Here is a 24,402-nt window from a genome sequence, read left to right as displayed (position 1 = left end):
GCGTGCAGCTTAATTGATGATAATTCCAAAGCTGATAGCATTTGTTTCAGGACCTCTGCCTTCTTCGAAAAAGGAATTCAAGTCATAATTGAAATACAAGTCAAAGTCTCCAATTCCAATTTCTGCACGAGCTCCATATCTGAGGTTATTTGCATAAAGATTGGACTTTTCGAAAATTTTATTTTTGTCTCCATCATTGTCCTCATAGACGAATTTCCCTCTGCCACCAATTCGTAAACCAGCATATCCTCCAAGTCCGATTCTTACTTTTTGATTGCTGGTCATCAAAGTAGGAACCAAGGAAAGATTTGCATAGGATGCTGATAACTTGGATTTGGTGCCTACGCCGTTTGTAAACTCATTGAACTCTATTCCGTTAGGAGATTTTTCAATGATGAGGTTTCGGTTTTCCAGTTTGTAATTATACCAAGAAACGCCTATTCCGGTTTTTAGGTGAAAGTTTTTAGCCGCTTTCCAATCTCCAACCCAGTTGAGTCCTACATTCCAGGAACCCCAAGCTTTGGTAGCGGGAAGATCATCTGAGGGAGTCCAAACATTAATACCCAGATCAATATTCAAATCCGAGTCAAACTTGGAAGGCTTAGGCTTTACATAGGTTTTGGTTTCTTGGTCATTTTCAAAATTCCACTCTTTGGTACCATCCTCAAATTTATTCATGGTCCATTCCATTCCAAGCATGGAAAATTCTTTGGTTTTAACAATGGATTTTGATTCGGTTTCTTGGGCAAAGGCCCAGCCAGATGCCATGAAAATGGCAAGTATTGTAGCTAGAAAATTTTTCATAATAAGTAGTTGGTTAGGTAATTGGGGGAGATGACTCTCCCCCTGATTAAAAGACTATTCCGAATGAAATTGGATTCAGTTCAGGACCTTTTTGATCCTGGAAAAGCGTATTTAAGTCGTAAGTGGTAAAGAAAGTTACTCTTCCTACACCGATCTCTCCCCGGATACCGTATCGGAAGTTTTGAAGGTAAAGACCGGTATCCTGTTTGTCTTTTTTCCTTCCCGAACCGTCAAGCTCTCGGTAAATGAATTTAGATCTACCTCCTAATCTATAGCCTGCATAAGGTCCTGCAGCAATGCGTAGTCCTTTTTTGCCATTGTCATTCATTTTTCCAAAATCCAGCTCCAGCATGGTCATGGCTGTGATATAGGATGCAGAGATCTTGCTTTTGAATCCATCCACATCATTTCTCTGAATAAATTCAATCATTTCATCCCCGCGAACTGCCTGGAAGTCCTTGTTTTCAAACTTGAAATTGTAGAATTGAAAACCTAATCCGAAATCCCAGTAGAAACCTTTTGAAATTCGCTGGGCAGCCATCCAGTTCAAACCCACATTCCAGCTTCCCCAACCTTTGACTGCATAGGGATTGTCAGATGTTGGAAACCCTCCTTCTGGGCTGAGATAGTTGCTGACACCGAGATCAATGTTAAAGTTGGTTTTGAAAGAAGGGTCAACTGTTTTCTTAGCTCCGGATTCAATTTTCACCTTGGTATTTTGGCCAGATTCATCTACAAGTACCCTCATCCGTCCGATGTTTACTTCAGTTTCAGCACCTTCTTCTCTAACTTTCACCACATCTTTGGTGCTGCCGTCTTTTTTCTGGATCTGAACGATGGTTAATTCTCCGGTCTCTTTGTTTTCCTGCAAGTCCAAGCTTTTGATGATTTCATCAATGTTCATCATTTTAAGCTTTTCGAAGTCTTCTTTGCTTTCTACAATGATGACTACCTTTCCAGATTTTCCGAATTCTACGATGACAGAGTCCTTATTGATTTCTGTATCAAGGGATGGCAGTTTAGCTGCAAAAGCGACTTGAACCATGGCCATCAGGCAAAATAATAGCAGATACTTTTTCATAGTTTTATTGTCTTTAAGCGATCTTTTGGATTCTCGGTACCGCTGCCTGATGCAGCGGCTTTGTTTCCGAGGACTCCATTGCTCTTTGTTAAATAATAGGTTGGTTTTTAATTATGGCTTTTCGGTCACTTTTTCTTTTTTGCTCGTTAGGGAGGTGAATAAGCTGTTTTTGGCATCTTGTAAGGTGGCAAATCCTTCATCCACTTTTCCCAATATTCCTTCTACCTGATCTACTTTTTTTCCGATTCCGGAAATCAGGTTTTTGTCTTCTTTAATTCCATTAGACACAATGGTCACTTTATAAGCAGGAGCTTCCTCAGTAGTAGGTTGAAGTTCTGCTACAGTTGCATTCAGATCTAAAGGTTTGATTTGGGGAATATCAGCCTCCAAACCTTTTAATGGTTCAGTAATTGGCTTTTCAATGATTGCTTCTCTTTCAGGAGCAGTTTCGTTTTGAGCGATCAATTGCTTGTTGGGTTCTAATTGCTTCTGATAAGATGAATTATTTTTCTTTTTGGGTTGAGCCTCTCTTTTAGGACTTTTATCAATTTTAGCTGACTCTTTTTCTTCAATGATTTCAATCGGATTCTCAGTCGTTTCAATCTCGACTGGAAATTGGTTAGTTGTTTCCTCTTCATTTGAAGAAGATTCCACTTTTTCCGCCAGAATTTCTTCTTCTAAGGGATTTTGAGCTGGCCAGAACAGAGAACCCACCGTAAATAAGAGAAGGATTGCTGCTGCAGCAGCCCACCAATAGGTAGAAAGCTTGGTTTTGCTTTGAGGGAGCTGGTTTTCCAGTCTCTCCCAAGCTAGCTTACTCGGTTTCACCTGGTGATTTTCCAGTTTATCCCGAAATAGCTGATCCATATTTTCTGTTTTCTTAGCCATTGATTCTCCTTTCTTTGAGTTGTTGGGTGGCAATTTTTTCTTTCAACACATTCCTTGCTCTATTCAGTTGTGACTTGGAAGTACTTTCACTGATGCCTAGCAGCTCGGCAATTTCCTGATGTGCATAGCCCTCAATTGCATAAAGGTTGAAGACGGTTCGATAACCTACCGGTAGGCTTTCTACTAATTCCATCAGATCTTGAGCTTCCAGATGTTTGGTTTCATAATGGTGATGTTCGTACTCCACATCCTCTTCCACATGAACTTCCATCATCAGATGACGATTGCTTCTCAAAGTCATCAAAGCCTGAGTGACTACAATTCGCTTCATCCAACCTTCAAAACTTCCCTTGGCTTGATACTGGGGTAGTTTTTCGAATATCTTCATAAAGCTCTCTATCATCACATCTTCGGCATGTTCCCGATTTTTAAGATATCGGATGCAGATGGCCAGAAACTTTCCGGAGTACACATCATAAAGATGTCGCTGGGCTGACCGATCACCCTTGAGGCATGCTTTAATCAATGTTGGTTCGTCTGAAAAGTTGGTTCTGCTGAACATTCCAAATAGCTTTCAAATAGGTAGATGTAGAGATGTTAAAAAACGTTGCATCAAGTTTGAAAAAAAATCAGATTTTTTTCGATTTATGTTTAAAAATATGATTTACAGTTAGTTATAAAATTGACCCAAACGATCAACGTTATTTAGGGATATACACCTTTCAGACTTCTGATTTTATATTTCAGGCTTCTCGGCTCTCGCTTCTCGCTTCTCGCCTCTACTATTTCAGACTTCTAACTTCAAATTTCTTACTTCAAAAAACTGCTTTATAATTAATCACAATGTCCAGCAAGGTCCATTCTCCTTTTTTTACGGTAACAGGCTGAATATTTCCATCCCCATCAAAAATATTAGCAAAGAGGCCATCTTCTTCCCGTGTGAAGATGGAATATCGACCTGGAGCCAACTCCAGTAGGTAGCGTCCTTCTTCATCGGTAGTTACCGTGGTGATTGGTTCTCCAGAAATGGATTGAAATAGGGTTCCTTCCACTTTGGCATCAGCCAAATTTGTCAGTGGATAAATAATCAAGGTTCTTTGTACCGGGACGCCTTTGGGATTTACTTCGGGTTTTTCGCCGTCTTCTACAATCATGGGCATTTGATTCCCTTCCAACCAAGTCACTTTTCCTGTGATTCCCTCACCCTCTGGTTTGATGGGTTTGCAAAATGCAAGTATTACTAAAAGCATGATAAAAAGGCTGGATAACATTTTATTTTTCATCTTTCTATGATTTGTTTCTCAAAGGTCACTACCTGTCCCGAAAATCGGGATGGAATCCCTGCCTTCGGCAGATCGCATATTTTCACCGATAAATCGGAGTATCCCAGTGTTTATCGACTCCAGCATGCTCGATTTCATCAGATTAAAATTGTTTTTTATGGATACCCGCTTTCTTACAAGTAACAATAAAATATGGCTTATTGTCAGCTAAATGGATCAGAATCCCGAAGCTTCGGTCACCGGTCTTCCAACTGTCAAGCAAAGAAAATATGTTAAGTGGCAAGATTGCGGATAATGATATAGGTTTAAATGCCTTCAAACAAAACTACAGATTCCAGATAATTCGGTATAGTTGTATTCCAGCTATATTCATTTTTCAATTTATCAGCCAAAACTTCAGCACTTTTCTCTTCCCCATGAATTATAAAGGTCATTTTGGGTCTTTCTGTGAATCCCTCGGCCCATTCCATGAGTTCTTCCTGGTCGGCATGTGCAGATAACCCGTCGATCTGGTAAACTTTTGCATTGACCGGAACCTGATTTCCGTAAATGGTGATGTATTTTTCTCCTTCTACCAATCTTCTTCCCCTTGTTCCTTCCGCCTGAAACCCTACAAAAATGACCCCATTTCTCTCATGAGGTAGATGGTGGAATAAATGGTGTAAAACCCTTCCACCAGTAGCCATTCCGGAAGCGGAAACGATAATGGCATTGCCTCTGTATTCATTGAGAGACACAGATTGCTCTTGTTTTTGGAAGTAGCGTAACTGCCTGTGATTAAAAGGATGCTGATCCTCTTCCAATGCAGCAGTTAATTGATGGTCTGTGGAAAAATCCAGGTAGAGTTTGGTGGCATCAATAGCCATGGGTGAGTCCAGGAAAATCGGAACCTTTGGAATTTTTCCTTTTTCCATCAATTTAAACAGGTAATACAGAACTAACTGGGTTCGACCTACAGCAAATGAAGGGATAATAACCAATCCACCGCGATCAAAAGTATCACGAATTGCCGACCCTAATTCTTCTTCAGGCTTGACCTTAGGTGCTATCCTATCCCCATAAGTTGATTCTATCCAGAGAATATCGGCTTTAGGGATGAGTGTAGGAGGGAAAAGCAGTGGATCATGAAAGCGTCCTAAATCTCCGGAGAACACCAATCTTTTCTCCTGACTAGTCCCCTTGATGAGGATTTTGGTAATTGCTGCGCCTAATATATGACCAGCATGAAAATAGGTGACCTTCGCTTTGGGATGAATTTCAAAAGGTTGGTCAAAGGGCATAGGTACCAAAAGTGGAAATACGGCCTCAGCATCCTCTACAGTATACAGGGGTTGTGGGTTTTCATGTCTGGAATAGCCCTTTTTTCTGGCAAATTCCGCTTCTTCTTCCTGCAATTTCCCGGAATCCAGTAAAAGGATTTTAATTAACTCTGAGGAAGCCTCAGTACAATAGATTGGACCTTTAAATCCTTGCTTGACCAGTCTAGGGAGGTAGCCTACATGATCCAAATGAGCATGGCTGATAACTACCGCCTCGAGTTGCTCCAAAGGCATGGGGAATTTATCCCAATTTCTTTCCCGAAGTTCTCTTCTTCCCTGAAAGAGACCACAGTCCACCAAAAATTCAAATTCTCCTAAATCAATTAAATATTTTGAGCCGGTAACGGATCCGGCACCTCCCAAAAATTTTACGGTTACATCCATGGGTTGATTATTTAGTTGTGAGAAGTTACAAAAAAAAGAGGCATCTGTGGGGATGCCTCTCTTAAATAATTAATGATTTTATTCATTTTTTTGCATAAACTTTGCTTTGGAAATGCTATCCAATTTTGCCCGGGTCAGGGAGTCAGCTACTTGCTTTTCTTCCTCAAATAACTCGTCCTCTGACTCATTATTTTCATTGCAGGTAAGGCAGACAAGTCCAGCTTCATTAAATGCCCAAACTGTATTGGACCTTACATCTGAGGATCTATAGCCATTTCTGTTTATAGTATTTCTGATGATTTCCAAAATGGATCTCTCGATAATAAATGGCTTATCATAAGGGATTTTCAATACTAGCCTTAATTTTTGATCTCTGAATTTATCCAAATTGCTGATGTCAAATCCCTCACTGAAAGTTAAAACTGAATCCATAACCTGCACTTGGTAAGGAAAGGCTTTTGCATTTTCCATTGCCTCTGCTTTCGTTCTTCCACGCGAGAAATACTCTTGATCCAACACCAGAAGAGAATCAGAAGTGCCTTCCAATCTTAGGGAAACTTCATTGAAAGTTGCCTCTTCACTTAAGGGATCAAGTTGAAGGATTAAAATTCCCGGACTTGGATTCAAAGTTTCAGAAGTTTTATACTTGTTCTCTTCTTTGAATTGAGCAACAATTCTAGGGATTTGGAAGGCACATACTCCAACGCAGAATATCCAAGCCGCAAAGGCTACCAATCCAAATCTGTTTCCAATCAGATTCTTTTTCACCAAGACACTCAGGCCTGAAAGGATCAGAAGAATACCTGGAATAATCAGAAGAAAAGATGCGCCCACAACCAACCATACAGGAATTACATTGGAGATCAATTCTATGGGAAGATTATCCATCATGATCTGATATTCATCTGTGGTGAATACTCCCAGATACACTGACAAGGCAATGATAGGAGCAATAGTCAGGGATAATCCTATGAAGAATACGATCAAACCGAAAATCACACGGATCACAGCCAGAAAGAATAATCCCAAAGGACCTAAAGCTTTGCCCAGGGCATCAATCACTTGGCCTAACACACGAAATGGCGCCAAAAGAATCTTTCTGGTTTGAGATTCAGGTTTGGGTGGCTGCGGGTTCAGGTTTTCCTTTAGTGTAGAATCAATGTTATCCAAAGTAATTTCTCCACCTTTCATCCTGATTCTTTCAGTGATCGATGTTGCTACTGGAGTAATGATCCATAGAATCAAATAAATCAATACGCCAGATCCTCCTGCCAAGGTTAGGACTACAAAAGCCAATCTAGTCCAGATAACTTCTACGCCAAAGTAGGCTGCCAATCCACTGGCTACCCCACCCAAAGCTTTATCATCGGGGTTTCTATAGAGTTTTTTGATGTTTTTATCTTCCTCTACATCATAGGAAACTGGGAGGATAATCCACAATACTATGTAGGCAACAATGGCGAAAAAGCCCAGACCTAAGTTAAATCTGAAATTATCCCATGGGAAAATATCAAAGGCATCGAATCTTAAATTAAGATTTCCTGAAAACAGCAAAAGGATAGCTATCAATCGAGTCCAAAGGGGGTCGATTGAGAAATAATTTGCTAATCCGGCGCAAACTCCACCCAAAATTTTCTTGGGCTCATTTCTCATGAGTTTCTTATAGCCTTTCTTTTCTGCATTCGGAGGAGTTACATATTTGTAAAAATCCTCCTGCTTGGAAGATTCCTTTTCCTCATCTGTTTCTTCCAATGTTTCCTCCACTGATACGAAATCAGCTATAGTTCCCATTTTTTCGATGAGTTTATCTACGTTCTCCGCCGTGATTACCTGCTTGTTGTTTTTCAGGTTGCTTAAGAAAATCTCCGCGATTCGGTTTTCTATATCCGAGATGATTTCCTGATTGTCTTTGTAAGAAGAGAAATGTTTATTGATTGCATCCAGGTATTTTCTGAGCGTATCATATCCGTCTTCTTCTATGTGGAAAAGGATTCCACTAATATTGATGCTGATGGTCTTTTTCATTGTCTTTTCAATTTAGGGTCTGCTGATCGGTGCAAAACTTTAATCAATTCTTGGAGGTGATTTCTTGGGTTGAATTGACTAGAGATGCCCAAGTTTCGGTGAGTGTTTGGAGAAAGTCTTTTCCTTTTTCTGTAATGGAATAATACTTTCTGGGCGGGCCGGACTCTGACTCCACCCAACGATACTCTACCAAAGCAGCAGTTTTGAGCCGATTGAGTAGGGGATACAAGGTTCCTTCCACCACGATCATTTGAGCTTGGGTAAGCTCATCGATCAGGTCAGAAGTGTAAACTTCCCCTCTGGAAATTATATGAAGAACACATAACTCCAGAAGTCCCTTTCGCATTTGAATTTGTGTGTTGGCGACGTTCATGATTAGTGGTTTTTTTCGGGAATTCATTCTCCCGACACTTTTATATGAATGAAAAATGATACCAATCTTTTCTAAGCTACCTTGTATAACCTAATTCCTTGCTTTATTGATGCCCTAGGTGATGCATTATTGAAATAAAACATCGATTTTGAGCTGTATAAGCAAATTTTGAATTAATTTTTTAAGTTGAAAAAAATAAATTATTTTCGGACGATGATTTTAAGATTATTTGATTTGTTAATATGCGTACATTTATGTGTCCGACTGCGAACAGATACAGGACATTTGTATGCTTATTTTCCAGGACTATAAGCTTCTAAAAGAATTTGGTTATTTTGGGATTGTGAAAGGAGATAGTACTATTCAATTTATTTTTTTCTTCCTGCTTCTGGCAATCAGTTGTCAGAGTGAAATGGCGTTCTCCCAAGACCTCACCCCCAAATATTCCAATGAATTTTTGAACATAGGAGTAGGAGCCAGAGCATTGGGCATGGGTGGAGCACAAGTGTCTGCCACTAGAGATGTGACAGCAGCTTATTGGAATCCCGCAGGATTGATGGGTGTCACTCATCAATATGAGGCTATGCTCATGCATGCTGAATATTTTGCAGGAATTGCCCAATATGATTATCTGGCTTTCACAACACCCCTCAAGAATGATAGTCAATTAGCAATTTCTTTGATCAGGTTTGGAGTGGATGATATTCCTGATACCCGATTTCTTTATGATGCTAATGGGGCGCTGAATTATAATAATATTCAGTTTTTTAATGCGGCGGATTATGCTTTGCTCCTGACTTATGCGAGGGATTTATCTGATCATTTCAAAGTCGGCGCCAATGCAAAAGTGATTCATAGAAATGTAGGAAAATTCGCAAATGCCTGGGGCTTTGGTTTGGATTTGGGTGGAATGTATGTGAAAAAGAACCTGACTTTAGGTTTAATGCTGAGGGATATCACTACGACATTTAATGCCTGGTCCCATAATGCGGAATTGGTGAGAGACATTTACTCCCAGACTAATAATGAGATTCCTGTGAATTCAGTCGAGCTTACCTTGCCTCGAGCAATTAGTAGCTTTACCTATAGTTTTGCAGTTGGGAAACAGTTCAGTCTCTTAACTGCCGTGGATTTGGATATGACCTTTGATGGGCAGAGAAATACGCTAATCTCTACCTCTCTTTTGAGCATAGATCCAAAGATGGGTTTGGAATTAGGCTATAAAAAGCTGGCCTTCTTGCGAGCGGGTGTCAGCAACTTTCAGTATATCAAAGATTTTGATGGCGAAAAGTCTATGAGTATGATGCCAAGTGCAGGTTTGGGAGTTTTGCTGAGTGAAAAATTCCAAATTGACTATGCGCTTTCTGATATAGGAAATGTTTCAGAGACACCTTATTCCCATGTGTTTTCCGTAAAAGTTTCCCTGGAAAAAATGAAGGACGATTTTCGAAAATTTAAAGGATGGACCTATTGAAAAAGCTGTTCCTTACATATCTCCTGAGTTGCCTGGCATTGGGACTTTTTGCGCAGCAGGGTGTCTGGTACTCCTATGATCAAGTCTATTATAAGATTCCGACTGCAAAGGATGGGATTTACAGAATCAGCCCTGCAACACTTCAAAGTGCAGGAATAAATCTTAGCACCACAGACCCACGAAATATTCGGATGTTTCATCGTGGAAAAGAAGTGGCAATTTATATAGAAGGTGAGCAGGACGGAAGACTCAATGAGGGAGACTATATTGATTTTTATGGGATTAGAAATGATGCTAAGCTAGACTCCATCCTTTATAGAGACGTCAAGCCTATCCCTAATCCGTATTTTAATACCCATACCGATACTACCGCTTACTTTTTGACTGTTGCTAATTCACCAGGTAAGCGAATGGCTGTAAGGGGAACTCCAGCAGCAACTGCCCCACAGATTCAGTCTTATCAATCTGAAAGACTTCAGGTATTTAGCGATCAGTATTCTCTTGGAATCAGTTATACCTTGGGCTTTCGCCTTTCTAGCTATGATCAGGGTCAAGGCTGGATGAGTTCAGTGATTTCAAAAGGAGCTACCCGCCAGGTTCCTTTTGGGGAATTAGGCGTCCCAGCATCATCAGGAGATCCTTATTTGGAAATTGGTTTGACAGGAAGATCGGCAAATGCTCATCGGGCCAGAATAACGGCTGGAGTTAGCGGGACCAGTCAGAGGCAGGTTGGGGTTCAGGACTTTTCTGGTTTTAATACTGTTTTTGCCAGAATTCCACTCAGAATGACGGATTTCAATGCCAACGGGAGTATCGTAATTTCCGTAACTCCGATTGGTCCTGAAGCTGCGGATAATATATCTATTACTTATGCTAAAATCCGCTATTCCAAAAATAAAGGAACTGGTGATTTTGGATCAGAGTTGCTAATCAATCCTGCAGGGAATCAACAGATTCAATATTCTTCTATTGCCGGGAATTATGCGGCAGTTGAAATATCAGATCCTTCTAATCCGGTACGGGTTTCCTTATCGAAAAATTCAGGAAATCTGAGCTTACAAGCTGCTGTAGAAGGAAAAGAAAGTAAAATCTGGCTTGAAAATGAAGATGTAATCCAGAAAGTAACTGAGGTAAAACCTATCAAATTCAGAGACTACCTAGGCCAAGCCGCTGATTATATTTTGGTAGGAAGTAAAGCTTTACAAAGACCTTCCAAGAATTTTCAAAATCCCTTAAAAGCATATGCGGAACATAGAGCTTCCCCTCAAGGCGGTGCTTATGATACCCTAACCTTAATCATGGAGGATATCTACGATCAATTTGGTTATGGTGAAAGATCTCCGATTGCACTTTATGAATTTTTGAAGGCCTATTATCCTGTACATAAACCTACCCATATCTTGATGGCGGGAAGAGGTTTGGCTATCTACAGTACTGCTCGTGTGGGTGGTATTACCTATTTCTATCGAAATAATCCGGCAGTGTTTACTCAGCAAGATTTAGTGCCGGTAGGTGGTTATCCTTTTTCTGATGTGGTCTTTACACTCAATTTAGATCCAGCTAACCCTGAGCTACCGGCCATGGCAATTGGGAGAATACCTGCGAAGGACTCTCAACAGCTGGAAGATTATTTTTATAAAGCGATTGAAAAGGACTTGCTGGGCTTGGAGGCTCCATGGCAAAAAGAAATCCTTCATTTGGGTGGAGGGGTCTCTGAGTTCGAATTGAACCGATATTTTAATTTTTTGAACGGGTTTAAAGGAATTGCTGAAGGACCATTTCTAGGAGGAAATGTGACCACTTATAGAAAGCGATCCAATAGTGTGGTAGAGGTTATAGATATCACAGGAGATTTGAATGAGGGAAGGTCTTTGGTGACTTTCTTTGGACATGGATCTCCGACTATTTTGGATATTGATATCGGTTTCGCTTCTGACCCAACAATCAATTATCAGAATAAAGGAAAATATCCTGTAATGCTGTTTAATGGCTGTGATTACGGTAGCGCCTTTGGCACCAATTATACTCAGGGTGAAGATTGGGTCATCACTCCTAATAAAGGAGCTTCTAATATCATGGCGAATTCAGCCATTGGGGTAGATGTGTATTTAAGAAGGTATTCTGATGCCTTTTATTTGAATGCCTTTGCCGACAGTACCAAGATCTACCGTTCTGTAGGAGAAATAAAAATGGAGGCGGAAAGGTTTTTTGTGAGCAGGTACGGTACAGCTCCGCTAAACTATTCTCACATGGAACAAATGATTCTAATGGGAGATCCAGCAGTGCGCTTATTTCCGGCGGATAAACCTGATTATTTTGTCACAGAATCTGAAGCTAGGATTGAAAGTTTTGACGATGATCCCATCTCAGCTCTTTCAGATAGTCTGAAATTGAATTTTGTATTAAGAAATATAGGAATCGTTGGTTTCGATTCCATTTCTTATCAAGTTCGAAGAAGACTTCCCTCCGGAGAAGAAATTACCTATCCAATAGTAAAAACTTCAGCTGTCAGTAGGGTGGATAGTCTTTCCTTTTCTATTCCTAACATAGGGGTTGCATCAGCTGGAGAAAACACAATTATCTTAGAAATTAATCCTTCCAGAGAAGTGGAGGAAATGTCTTTTTCCAATAATCAGATTTCCATTTCTCAATTTGTTCCTTTGAGTGGAACCCTCAATCTATACCCTCTGGAATATGGGATTGTCAATCAAAAATCCATTGATTTAATCACACAGTTGCCTGGTAATAATCCTACCGACCGGACCGTAATCATGCAAATGGATACGACTTCCAATTTCAACTCAGCTTACCGCAAAGAGATTAGATTGAGTTCTAAAGGTTTGGCAACTTGGAAAGTTGACCTTTTGCCGGGTACTGATTCAGTCACTTATTTTTGGAGAACAAAATTCCAAGAGCCACGACCGGGAGAAACCGATTCTTGGAGCAGCTCCAGCTTTTCCTTTATTCCAAATGGGCCAGAAGGCTGGACGCAAAGAACCTTCCAGCAAATCGCAGAAAACCAGTTGAGTAATCTAAACATCGATGAAGCTGAAAGAAAATTGGTTTACAAGGATGTAAATCTTGGAGTAGAAGTATTTACAGTTGGTTCTGCAGTTGATACTCTATCTTTTAGAAATACTCAGTTTTATCTGAATAACGTTCCTCAGATTATTGATAACGTCAATAATGCAAATAGTCGACTTTGCCCGAATGGATCCCTCGGCTTAGTGACCTTCCAGCAAAAAACACTTCAACCATACCTGCCTATACCAGTTCCTGGATTTGATATTTTGGACGGTCGCTCTTGTGGAAGACCACCTCAATTGATTCAAAGTATTCAAAATGCCTGGATTACCTCACCTGGGCAAACTATTTTAAGAGAGTTTACCAATAATGTGGAGCAGGGAGATTTCGTCATCATTTTCTCCGTTGGTAATGTAACATTTGATAGTTGGCCGGAGGAGGCTTATCAATTGATCAAGCAATTCGGTGCAAGTGAAGCTACACTTCGTGCCCTCAAGACTGGTGATCCTTATATCCTTTATGGAAGAAAGGGGATGAAACCAGGGGAAGCTTTGGAAATAGTAGGGAATCCAAATATGGAAGTGCCATCCAATAAGCAGACTCTTTCTTTCAAATCTCAGCTGAAAGGCTATCTGACGGAAGGCTATATTTTCACACCTAGAATTGGACCTGCCAGTTCATGGGAAAACTTTTTCCAGGCAGTGAAGGATAGACCTTGGATCAATGAGCAGGAAAAGACCTATTTTGATATTTTGGGAGTTAAAGAAAACGGCGAAGAAGAGGTGTTAATCAGCAATGAGAATTCCTCCCAATTAGATCTTTCATTTATCAATTCCCAGTCTTATCCATATTTGCGCTTGCGGTATGAGATGAATGATCCAAATTCAACTGCTCCAGCCGACCTAAAAAGATGGCAGGTGAATTATCAGGGCGTACCTGAAGGAGCGCTAATCTTAAAAAACAACCAAGATCGAGTAAATCTTAGAGAAGGAGAATCAGGTAGTTTTAACTTCGAGTTTAAAAACGTCTCTATTCACGACTTCCCGGATTCCATTCAAGTTGACTGGAAGCTGACCAATCTAAAATCCAGAAAGGTTGAATCCTTTTCCAAAAAGTTTGCCGCTTTGAAGGCAGGAGAAAGTTTTACTCATACCATAGAATTCAACTCTATAGGAAAAGGTGGGGAGAATACTTTGGAGATTTTTGCCAATCCTAGAATTCTTCGAGAACAAACTTATAGAAACAATCAAATCGAGGTGGGAACATACTTTGTTGTTCAGGAAGATGATTCTCAGTCCTTGTTGGATGTGAATTTTGACGGGATATATATCATGGATGGGGACATAGTATCTCCGACTGTTTTGATCAATGCGATATTGAAAAACGACCAATCGTTTTTGCATAAAACAGACACGGTGGGACTGGATATTTTCCTGAAAAAGAACTGTGATACCTGTGATTTTGCCAGAATAAATTTCTCCAATCCTAACTTGACTTGGACTCCAGCTAGTGATGAAAACGACTTTAGAGTTTCCTTCCAACCAGGTCCTTTAGAAGATGGAGTCTATACCCTCAAAGTTCAGAATCAGGACTCACCTATGCCTTATGAGGTTACTTTTGAAGTGGTCAATGAGTCACAGATTTCAAACTTCTATCCTTATCCAAATCCATTCAGTACCAGTGTCCGGTTTGTGTTTACTGTGACTGGTTCGGAAGTTCCGGATCAAATCAAAATTCAAATCATGACTGTGACCGGAAAGGTAGTCAGGGAGATTTTGCAGGATGAGTTAGGGCCCATCCGAATCGGGAATAATATTACCGAATACGCATGGGATGGGAAAGATGAATTTGGAGATCAATTAGCCAATGGCGTGTACATTTATAGGGTTTTGATCCGAAAAAATGGACAATTCATGGAGCACAGACCTACTGCTGGTGATCGTGGATTTACCAAGGGTTATGGCAAAATGTACTTGCTACGTTAGGCTTTAGATTTTTTCCAATTCACCCAAATTCCCCAAATACTGATTAGGAGAAAAACGAGGACAAAGCCTATTTGAATGGGATCATTCAGCTTTTCTCTCGCTCCTAAGAAGTCATTGGCTAAAATTCCTGCCAAAAAGGCCAAGATGGTCCTTGGAAGCATTCCTGGAATCCCATAAATCAACACTTTGCGAAGGGGAACCTGAAGGGAGGCAAATAGGAAATTAGAAATGGCGAATGGAATCACAGGACTGATTCGAATGAAGAAAATCAATTTGCCCTCATTGCTTTTCCTTTTTTCTAATTCGTATAAGAATTTAGGGTTTTTGGCCTCCAATAGCTCCATGAGACCGGAGTTAAATAGTTTGCCTAGATAATACCCAATGACATTCGCCATGGAATATGCGAGGATAATGGCGGGTAATCCAGTCCAGCCCAATAGGAAACCGCTAATAACAGCACTTAGAGTAGTAGGTAAAAGAGCCAGTCCCATTACCAAACTTGCAATCAAGATAAAGAAGAAATAACCAATCCAGGAAAGGGAATCAAAGGTTAGCAGCAGTTGGTAATTTTTTAGGATCCATGCGCTGCCCAAAGCAGGACAAACTACCACCCATAACCAGCTTAAAGTTGCTAAAGGATAAATTTTTAGGTAATCGGGAAAGAAGTTGAAAATACTGCCCTTTTTTGTCATATTTGGTTACCCTTAATGAGAGTTATCTCACATCAGTACAAGTATACAGGAAGGAATTTATTAAAGCCTAAGCCTGTTCGGATATTGTATCAACGAATAAAAATAATCTAATGAAATCCAGCACGACGAGAATGACACACACAGGGATGACCCCATGTATCGGGGAAACTGTGCGACCTGCCTGCCGCAAGCAGGGATTCCATATGGCCATTAAAGAACAAATTATAATCATATGAAATTCGGTACCAAAGCCATTCATTCCGGTGTGGAGCCTGATCCCTCTACCGGTGCTATAATGACTCCTATTTATCAGACCTCTACCTATGTGCAGCGGTCTCCCGGCGATCATCAGGGATATGAGTATTCTCGTACACATAATCCTACGCGAACAGCCCTTCAAAATAATTTAGCGGCCTTGGAAAATGGAAAACATGGAATTTGTTTTTCTTCCGGCTTAGGGGCAATAGATGCTGTAATCAAGCTGTTTAATCCAGGGGATGAAATTATCAGTACCAGTGATTTGTATGGTGGTACTTACCGCTTGTTTACCAAGGTTTATGAAAAGTATGGGATCAAATTTCACTTTGTACCCATGACAAATGTTGATTTGGTTGCCGAAAAAATCAATGAGAATACCAAAATGATTTGGGCTGAGACTCCTACCAATCCCATGATGAATATTGTGGATTTGAGAGCACTGTCTAAGTTGGCTAAAGGGAATAATTTGTTATTGGGTGTGGATAATACTTTCGCTTCCCCGTTTTTGCAAAACCCACTGGACTTGGGAGCTGATATCGTAATGCATTCCGTTACCAAATACTTGGGAGGTCACTCTGATGTAGTGATGGGAGCCTTAGTGGTGAATGAGGATGAATTAGCTCAGAGATTAATTTTTATCCAAAATGCATGTGGTGCCGTTCCTGGACCTCAAGATTGTTTTCTGGTATTGAGAGGAATCAAAACCTTGCATATCAGAATGGAGCGACATTCTCAAAATGGAAAAACTATCGCAGCTTATTTAAAAAATCATCCGAAAGTAGAAAAAGTATATTGGCCTGGATTTGAAGATCATCCTAATCATGATATCGCAAAAAGTCAAATGAGAGATTTTGGAGGTATGATTTCATTTTCACTTAAGGGCAATAAACTGGAAGACGCCAGAAAAGTGATGGAAAGCTTCAAGCTTTTTTCTCTAGCAGAATCACTGGGAGGAGTAGAGTCTTTATGTGGTCATCCTGCAACCATGACCCATGCCAGCATTCCTAAAGAGGAAAGAGAAAAAGTAGGATTGGTGGATTCTTTAATTCGTTTAAGTGTGGGAATTGAAGATGCTGAAGATCTGAAAAATGATTTGGCTTTTGCCTTGTCAAGAATCTGATTAAGCTAAAATTTTCTGAAACAAGCTTTGAGCCTGCTTTTCAACTTTGGAAGTCAGGCTCTTTTTTTCTGCGTGGAGGTCTTTCACCCATGCGATGTATTTTTTAGACACATCTTCTTTATCTGAAAGAAAATGAGTCAGGGATTGTAACTCCAAGTGGTTGGCATACCAGGGTTTGAGATTTTCTTTCAATCCTTCCATCTCTGCATGAATACTGTCTATAAAAATGGAATTGAAGCCCAAATACAGTAATAGATTCTCCAGCATGATAATTTTTCTCAAGCCTTCAAAAAGATCTTTCAAGGCCTTGCTGTCCAGTCTTTGTCTTTGATTGATGTGGAAAAACTCCAACTCTTCCTCAATTAACTGATTGATAGCAGTATTGATGGTCAAAGGCTTGATTTGTTTACTGGCTTCCTGAGATTTTGCCAAAAACTCATCCCAGACTTTCAGGGAACTGCCAACTACCATATCAAAGGTTTCGGAATAAAGTCCCTTTTTGTGCTTGTCAACAAATGTAGAATAAGAATTATAGGTCAGATCCTGGTTCAATTCTCTTTGCCTTAATCCTTTTTCAACCAGCTTTAAATGATTGATTTTTCTCAGGTTCTTTTGAAGCTTGCTGAAGGGTGCGAAAAAATCAAATTGCAGGCTTTCCTTTTCAAAATGAATTTTAGCCAAAAGATCACCATACACTTCCAGAAAACTTAATTTTCCGTAAAGTTCTATGGCTTTCTTGGACTTAATTTGTTTTCCAAGCGTCAGAAATAGCTCCTTAGCCTCGGCATGTTGCTGCTCAAAAGCCTGGAAAATAGGAGAGATTTTCACCTGCATGAATTAGGAAATTCTTACTAAAGTTGCTCCATAACCCCACTGATCTTTCTGTGTGTCTTGAAAGTACTTAATATTTCCCAATTGACTCAATCGCTTATGAATTTCTTTTCTCAAGACCCCATTTCCTATTCCATGAATGAAGGTGATTTCATCCATTCCGGATTGAATAGCTTGATCCAATTTCCTTTCGAATGTTTCTAGCTGAATCCGTAATTTCTCAGAATTACTCATGGAATGATGATCTTCCACCAGCTCTTCAATATGAAGGTCAATGCTTCTTGCAGGCTTCGTTACTGGTTTTTCCTCCGGCTTGGGATTAAGCTGCTCCAACTCGTAGTTCAAGGAACGAATATCCAGTTCTTTGGTAGTCTGTTCCAAGTGGAATAAATAAGCGGATTTATTCAAAAAAGGAGCTGTACTTAAATGCTTGAAAAATTGGGTTGGCTTGATTTTTAACTGCCTTTCAAAAGGAGGAATTCCTTTTTCCAGTTTTTGTTGAATAGGAATAAAACGCAGCAAAAATGCCGGCCATTCGTCCATTTCTTTCAACAGTCTATCGTCAAATTTTTTGGCAATCCCAGGTTTAACTTGTTCTGCCAAAAGAGTTCTCTGATTATTACCGAATACCTCAGACACATGAACCAAATAATCTTGCTTCGAATCATTGATCAGATATAAGCTGAGGTTTTGATCATTGACAGGAACAAATGCTAAATAAATTCCCTGATCTTTGGGAGCGGAAATAGCCTGAGGTATTTCCGAAAAATCTTCCTGAACTTTACTCTCACCAAAATAGGATTTTTCTACTTCAGAAATGACGACCGCTTCAGATTTCATGGCGGGAATTACAAAACCATCCTCAATTTCAACCTCTATTCTCCCACTTGAGGATATTTTTCTGATTATCCCTTCTTCTTTGCCATGTAGTAATCTTACTCGGTCTCCGATATTCATTGATCCAATGCTTTTTTATAAGTGTCCAGTGCTCTTTGCCTGGCAAATTTATGGTCTACAATCGGTTTTGGATACTTATCAGTTCCAAATTCCGGTACCCATTCTTTAATATACTTCAAATCTTTATCAAACTTTTCAGTTTGCGACTCTGGGTTGAATACCCTGAAATAAGGCTGTGCATCTGTTCCGGTTCCTGCAGCCCATTGCCAGCCCCCATTATTAGAGGCCAATTCATAATCCAATAATTTGGCAGCAAAGTAAGCCTCACCCCATCTCCAGTCAATCAACAAATGTTTGGTCAGGAAAGATGCCACAATCATTCGTACCCTATTGTGCATGTAGCCTGTTTGATTCAATTCCCTCATTCCGGCATCGACAATAGGATATCCAGTTTTCCCCTCACACCAGGCCTTAAATTCTTCCTCGTTATTTCTCCACGGAATTTGATCATAAGCGGGTTTGAATGCTTTATCAACTACCTGAGGATTATAGGCCAAAATAGTCATATAAAACTCTCTCCAAATCAATTCATTGAGATAGGTGTCATTTAGCTTTGCAGCATCCAAAGCCAGCTTTCGAATGGAAATAGTCCCAAAACGAAGATGAATTCCCAATCTACTAGTACCATCTTTTGCAGGATAGTTTCGGGTTTTGTCGTATTCAGAAATCAAATCCTTATCAACTGTATTGGAAGGAATTGGGATATCAGTTTTTTCAAATCCAATATCTTCCAAACTCGGAAGTGAAAACGGTTTTGTTTCATAGAGATTTTTCCAGTGAAAATAGGAGAGAGGCTCTATTTTCTGTTTTTTGAATTCCTCCAGCCAAACTTTGCTGTAAGGAGTAAAGACTTTATAAAACTCTCCCGATCCATTTAACACCTCCCCGGGTTCAAAGATCATTTGATCCTTGAATGTGTAAAATTCAATGTCTTTTTCCTTCAAAAATTTCTCCACCTCCTGATCGCGTTCCTTAGCATAAGGTTCATAATCTCGATTGGTATACACAGAGGAAATCGAATATTCTTTGCAAAGCTCTTGATAGACCTCTAATGGCTTCCCATGTTTTACCAAAATGGAGCTTCCTTTGTCCTTTAATTCATCTTGAATTAAGGTGATTTGCTCATGGATAAACTGAACCCGGGCATCTTGTTTATCTTCCAGCTTGTCTAAAATATTGCTGTCAAAAATGAAAAGGGGCAATACATTTTCTTCCTGCTGCAAAGCATAATACAAGCCCGTATTGTCTTCGAGTCTCAGGTCTCTACGAAACCAGAAAATTGTGATTTTTTGCATGGATGTACTTTTTTAGAAAAGTAAGTCTGAGGGGAAATTGTTTATTGATCCTCCTCTTCTTTTCTGAAATATTGCCTGGTTCTGTCTTCTTTCAAAGAATCAAGTCGCTCTTCAATATTGTCTAAATTGATGGGTTTCCAGTTTTCCTCCGAATCTTGATTATATCTCAAATAATTGTCAGAATCTTCATATAAGGGATCTGCTTTCTGCTTTTTTCGGGTGATTTTTTGAAATAATTCAGAGAAGGAGTTGAAGGAGACGTTTTGGGAAATTGAAACACCATAAGTATTCACATTCTTGGAAAGGGACAGTGAGGTAAAGGTGTTGAAATTATTCCGGTTGAAAATTCTGATTCTATAGACCCCATCATCTGTCAATAAGTACTCAGCTTGCCAATCTCCAATAATGGAAGCAGCATCTGCGTTTCCTGTATTGTCCGTAAATCCGCCGTCTCGAGATACCCGAAGTCTTCCATCGAGGAAAGTATAGGCAACGCTCAATTGGAAAGTTTCCAGCGCATTTTGATCTAAGGATGCCAAATCAAAATTGACTTCCAAATTTTTGTCTACCTGACCCAAGAATGAGTTGAGTTGGGAGGAAAGTAATTGTCCCAAGCTATTGGAGAATGAATTAACCCCTGCAAACTGGCCTTCAGGAGAGAAAGAACGGGTCATAATCACAGAGAAAACCTGACGGTTCATCTCCTGCTCATCGTTGTTGATCCTAGACTGAAAAGATGAAATTGCTGTTTGTACGTCTCCCGTGTTAGGGAACTGGGAGAAGTCAAACCCAAAATTGATATCCGGTGAAAGGAGCTCTCCATTTAGATTCATGATTACTTCTACCGGAAATCTTCTATTGCTTGTGCTTTGCTGATCCTGAAGGGAGTTTCTAGCCAGTAGAGGAGCGATAGATACAGTCTCTGTATATTTTGCTTTAAGGTTCATGACGCCTTCATATGGATCTCCATACCAAGTGATTCTTCCGCCCGGTTCTACGGTAAACTCTTTTTTCAAAACATTGTAAAGGGAGAAATTATAGGTCGCTTCGGTGATTTCATAACTTCCACTCAAAGAGAAATTTCCCTGTGTATCAATATTCATGGTTAGAAGTCCTCTTCCTCTACCGGAGATTTTTTCTTCTGTCCTTGGGTCAATGATGATTTCGGTGTAAGCATCAGGAGTTACATCCAGCACAAAATTCATTCGGACATTTTCTATATTCAGTCTATTAATGTCATCGGATAAACCCTGCATTCTTACGGTATCCCGAATATTGATAATGTGGATATACTCTTCACTCACCTGCTCATTGCTACTGGTCAGAGGAATGAAAATTCGTGTATTGGGTTGACTAGTCGCTCTCGCATTGATATCCAGATTGGAAGTTGAACCCAGAATATCTATGGTACCGCTCACATAGGCTGTTCCATAAAACACCTCATTATCTCGTGAAGTAGTATTCAATACTTGGAAATTATTGAGTCTGGCATTGATGTCCAGCGTGATATTATTGAGGCTTTGGTATTTAAGACCTCCGTTTAGATTGGCAGTGTTGCCATTCACATCCCTTGCCACCAAACGATCAAAGCTCACTTCTCCCGGTTCGAAAATGATGCTTCCATCCAGTTGATAAAGAGCGTTTAGATAATTTACACGTAGTTTGCCCTGATTAATTCTTCCCTGCCCCAAAAGCCTAGGTTTGGTGACGTTTCCGGTTAATTGGATATCTCCCGAAACTGTCCCACCCATATTGGATAAATAATTGGATAAGAAGGGTTCGAAAATCGCTAATTCAGCATTTCGTAATTCCCCCGCCAAATCAAACTCTTGAGAGTCCAGATCAACAGTACCACTCATTTGAATTGATTTTTTCTTACTTAAGTAATTTTCCAAAGTAAGATTGAGAATATTCTGCTGCAGATCTGCACTGGCTACAAAATCACCTACAATAATTTCATTGATGCTTAAAGAATCAATTTCAATTTGGGCTTTCAAAGTCCTATCAAATTCCTCACTCGCAGAGATAGTAACCGATCCATTGATGGCTCCTTCGTAAGCTTGGGGAGTTAAGGTGTTGAGGATATTGGCATTTACATTTGAGATAGTTAGATAAAATTCATCTTCAGGATTTGAGCTGAATATACCTTCCAAATCTATTTCTTGATTTCCAGACTGTATCCTTACATTATCAAAAGCGATTTTTTCTGATTCAATCCTGATCTCATTATTGGGGTCAAATTTCCATTCACTATCCAGCACTATTAGCTGAGATGGTTCAAAATTGATACTTGTCTGGGTAGGAGTAAATTGAGCCAAGGCTTTGATTCTAGCCTTGCTCCGGGTTGAGTCCTGATCTAAGGCAAAGTCCAAATTCAAAGCTTCATTACTCCAAATTGCCTCGAATCCAAAATTGCTGAAATCTAGAGACTGCCCAATTTTCTGGGATTTAGAAAAAACGTAGAAGGAAGCCAATACATCCTCGCTATTGATAAGTTTGGATGTATTGAAGTCAATATTGACATTTCTGGCTATGTTGTTTTTGTATTGAATCGTGTCAATACTGGTAAAAAAGTTGAAAATCGTATTCTCCTGTGTTTGATAAAACGCTCCTTCAATCAGCGTATTTTTGGAGATTCTGTAGTCCGGCTGAAAGAGTTTTAAAAGGGGATTAATATCGATTAAACGAATATTCAAATCCAGTTTATACTCCTTGTTGAAGTATTCTTCAATATCTGCAACGGGAGGCTTTTGCTTGAAAAGTATAGCTAAATATTGGTTAAAAAGGACCGGTAAATCTTTTGCCATTTGCTCCAATTCAAATCTTCCAGAAGCACCAGCCACAATGTAATCTGAGTTGAGGGACATGGTTCGCGTACCTCCCGCAAATAAGGATTGAAAGAAAAAGTCGCCTAATTCCAGAGATCTGCCATCATACCCTATAGCAATATCTTTAAAGCGCATGATTCCCGTCAAAACATCAATATTGATTCCTCTGGTATCAATTTCAAAATCTCCGGATAAGGAAGTTGCTACATCTGCAAAACGCATCTGGTCCAAATTGGCGGTGTCTAGTTGCATTCGGATATTGATAGCCTCAGAGGTATCTCTCAGGTTGATGGTTCCTGAAGCTTTCAGTTTCAAATTTGGATCGGATATGGATAAGTTTCCCTCAAAAAGGTCCAATCCATAATTCGCATCTGTTCGAATATTGGAATAGGTGTATCCATTAATTCCCAATTTTGAAATCACGGCATCCAAGCCGATCAAGATATCCTCTTTGCTTTTACCCTTTAGGTTCACATTTCCTTCTAAGCTGATTTTTTGCAGCAATTCTGGATTTTCAGCCAAGACACCCAGATCCAGATTTTTGATGGAAACTTTTGAGACTATCGAGTTTACACCGTCTTTTTGATCATAATTGACACGCCCGTTTAATTCGCCTATGCCAGTACGAAATAGTCCATCTGTAGTGAATCTGCTTGGCAAACCTGCAAAATCAGCACTGAGTCTTATCGTTTTAAATTTGCGAATCTCTTTCTCAATTTCAGCACTTAAATAGGGGCCTAAATCATTAGCTTCTATGGTGGAGTTTTGAAGAGAAAGATTGATATAGGTTTCCTCAAAATTGGGGAGGCCGTCCAATTGGAATGAACCAAATATTTCCGTTTTCTTTCCTAATCTTAGGAGGAATTCCTCGGATCTTATATCTGAAACAGGTCCTTGTACCTCTCCTGTCAGGATGATGGCATCCTCAATATCTGGAAGTGTGGGAGCAAAGAAACGCAAATCTTCCAGACTGAGTACTGTTTCTTTCATTCGGGTAATGACCACCACCTTATTGATGAAATCTGAGAAAGAACTTGGACTAGCATATTCGAATCTTAAAAAATCCTTGATATGACTTTGGTTGGTAATCAGATTTAATTTATCAAACTCAAGAAATTCGGAAGAATATGTGAGTTGAGTTTGCAATTCTTTGATCGTCAATCCTGAGCCCTGCTCTACACCGGTTAGAAGACCTATATTAACTCCAATTTCATCTCCATCCACATAAAATTTAGAGGCACTGATGGCAATATCAGCGAAGCGCATGTGGTTATAGTCCAGTCCTTTTTCTATGACTGGTAAGTTGTAATTGACCAATGAAAACCTGGAGTTCCTTAGGTCAATTTGACCAATTCCGAACTTGGTAGATCCTCCGCTTTTACCTGATCCGAAGAGTTCATTTAATTCTCTGAGCCATAAATTAATATTCATGGATGAGTCTCCCTCATGGGTAAAGAATTGTACTGTAGCTCTTTCCAATCTCACCTCATCCAAAGAGGGATTGTTTGGAGGAAGTAGAGATTTTAGTTGAAAATCAATAAATGAACGATCAGCAGACAGCATGATGCTGTCTCGATGGTCTTTTACTTCCAAACCAGTAATTTCCAAGGCATCCCACCAATTGAGATCGATCCTTCCAATATTGGTGGTGAATTGGGAATTTTTATTGAGATATCCTGTTACTTTATCGACAGCCCAATTTTGAACCCCGGGAGTCTGGAGAAGCAAAGCCAGTGCTAGGACACTGATCACCAGCATTAAGATTACCCAAAGGAGTATTC

Annotated in this window: 16 protein-coding genes; 3 read left to right on the top strand and 13 right to left on the bottom strand. The window is 39.8% G+C overall.

The window, feature by feature from the left end:
* Positions 1 to 9: 9 nt before the first annotated feature.
* From GYM62_RS11795 to GYM62_RS11760, 8 genes are all read right to left on the bottom strand, one after another.
* Entirely contained in the window at positions 10 to 804 is a 795-nt protein-coding gene (locus tag GYM62_RS11795) for a hypothetical protein (protein ID WP_219956540.1), read from the bottom strand.
* Positions 805 to 850: 46 nt separating this feature from the next.
* Complete coding sequence (locus GYM62_RS11790; RefSeq protein WP_219956539.1) at positions 851 to 1,885, bottom strand: outer membrane beta-barrel protein; 1,035 nt, start codon at positions 1,883 to 1,885, stop codon at positions 851 to 853.
* Positions 1,886 to 1,996: 111 nt separating this feature from the next.
* The gene (locus GYM62_RS11785; protein ID WP_219956538.1) at positions 1,997 to 2,773 is read right to left on the bottom strand and encodes a hypothetical protein; all 777 of its coding nucleotides are present in this window, start codon (positions 2,771 to 2,773) and stop codon (positions 1,997 to 1,999) included.
* The gene (locus GYM62_RS11780; protein ID WP_091649385.1) at positions 2,766 to 3,335 is read right to left on the bottom strand and encodes an RNA polymerase sigma factor; all 570 of its coding nucleotides are present in this window, start codon (positions 3,333 to 3,335) and stop codon (positions 2,766 to 2,768) included. The genes GYM62_RS11785 and GYM62_RS11780 overlap by 8 nt, the downstream gene beginning before the upstream one ends.
* 253 nt (positions 3,336 to 3,588) lie before the next feature.
* Positions 3,589 to 4,056 carry a carboxypeptidase regulatory-like domain-containing protein gene (locus GYM62_RS11775; protein ID WP_255590361.1) on the bottom strand — a complete coding sequence of 156 codons (468 nt, stop codon included), beginning with the start codon at positions 4,054 to 4,056 and terminating at the stop codon, positions 3,589 to 3,591.
* Between the two features lie 305 nt (positions 4,057 to 4,361).
* On the bottom strand, positions 4,362 to 5,759 hold the full coding sequence (locus tag GYM62_RS11770) for an MBL fold metallo-hydrolase RNA specificity domain-containing protein (protein ID WP_219956537.1): 1,398 nt from the start codon (positions 5,757 to 5,759) through the stop codon (positions 4,362 to 4,364).
* A 78-nt stretch (positions 5,760 to 5,837) separates the two neighbouring features.
* A complete protein-coding gene (locus GYM62_RS11765) occupies positions 5,838 to 7,784 on the bottom strand; it encodes a PspC domain-containing protein (RefSeq protein WP_219956536.1) in 1,947 nt (648 codons plus the stop codon).
* A 43-nt stretch (positions 7,785 to 7,827) separates the two neighbouring features.
* Positions 7,828 to 8,157 (bottom strand): PadR family transcriptional regulator, encoded by a 330-nt coding sequence (locus tag GYM62_RS11760; RefSeq protein WP_091649714.1) that lies wholly within the window; start codon positions 8,155 to 8,157, stop codon positions 7,828 to 7,830.
* Between the two features lie 412 nt (positions 8,158 to 8,569).
* Here GYM62_RS11760 and GYM62_RS11755 point away from each other — a divergent pair, with 412 nt between their 5' ends.
* Complete coding sequence (locus GYM62_RS11755; protein WP_091649718.1) at positions 8,570 to 9,631, top strand: PorV/PorQ family protein; 1,062 nt, start codon at positions 8,570 to 8,572, stop codon at positions 9,629 to 9,631.
* Positions 9,619 to 14,640, top strand: coding sequence for a C25 family cysteine peptidase (locus tag GYM62_RS11750; RefSeq protein WP_219956535.1), 5,022 nt, complete (start codon positions 9,619 to 9,621; stop codon positions 14,638 to 14,640). Before GYM62_RS11755 ends, GYM62_RS11750 begins: the two co-directional genes overlap by 13 nt.
* Here the strand turns inward: GYM62_RS11750 and GYM62_RS11745 are convergent.
* Positions 14,637 to 15,332 carry a TVP38/TMEM64 family protein gene (locus GYM62_RS11745; protein ID WP_219956534.1) on the bottom strand — a complete coding sequence of 232 codons (696 nt, stop codon included), beginning with the start codon at positions 15,330 to 15,332 and terminating at the stop codon, positions 14,637 to 14,639. The two genes, GYM62_RS11750 and GYM62_RS11745, sit on opposite strands and share 4 nt — an antisense overlap.
* A 232-nt stretch (positions 15,333 to 15,564) precedes the next feature.
* Between GYM62_RS11745 and GYM62_RS11740 the strand changes: the two genes are divergently transcribed.
* A complete protein-coding gene (locus tag GYM62_RS11740) occupies positions 15,565 to 16,710 on the top strand; it encodes a cystathionine gamma-synthase (protein ID WP_219956533.1) in 1,146 nt (381 codons plus the stop codon).
* On the opposite strand, the gene GYM62_RS11735 is transcribed toward GYM62_RS11740, so the two are convergent.
* From GYM62_RS11735 to GYM62_RS11720, 4 genes are read right to left on the bottom strand one after another with little or no spacing between them, the layout of a single operon-like run.
* Positions 16,711 to 17,544, bottom strand: coding sequence for a hypothetical protein (locus GYM62_RS11735; protein WP_219956532.1), 834 nt, complete (start codon positions 17,542 to 17,544; stop codon positions 16,711 to 16,713).
* A gap of 3 nt (positions 17,545 to 17,547) precedes the next feature.
* Positions 17,548 to 18,498 carry a DUF2027 domain-containing protein gene (locus tag GYM62_RS11730; protein WP_219956531.1) on the bottom strand — a complete coding sequence of 317 codons (951 nt, stop codon included), beginning with the start codon at positions 18,496 to 18,498 and terminating at the stop codon, positions 17,548 to 17,550.
* The gene (locus GYM62_RS11725) at positions 18,495 to 19,793 is read right to left on the bottom strand and encodes a deoxyribodipyrimidine photo-lyase (RefSeq protein ID WP_219956530.1); all 1,299 of its coding nucleotides are present in this window, start codon (positions 19,791 to 19,793) and stop codon (positions 18,495 to 18,497) included. The genes GYM62_RS11730 and GYM62_RS11725 overlap by 4 nt, the downstream gene beginning before the upstream one ends.
* A gap of 41 nt (positions 19,794 to 19,834) precedes the next feature.
* The gene (locus tag GYM62_RS11720) at positions 19,835 to 24,373 is read right to left on the bottom strand and encodes a translocation/assembly module TamB domain-containing protein (protein WP_219956529.1); all 4,539 of its coding nucleotides are present in this window, start codon (positions 24,371 to 24,373) and stop codon (positions 19,835 to 19,837) included.
* Positions 24,374 to 24,402: the final 29 nt, after the last annotated feature.

Origin of the sequence: Algoriphagus sp. NBT04N3 (assembly GCF_019443765.1) — a bacterium.
In the GTDB taxonomy this organism is placed as follows: domain Bacteria; phylum Bacteroidota; class Bacteroidia; order Cytophagales; family Cyclobacteriaceae; genus Algoriphagus; species Algoriphagus ornithinivorans.
Note: the sequence above shows the minus strand (reverse complement) of the source record. Positions and strands in the feature narration are given on the sequence as shown.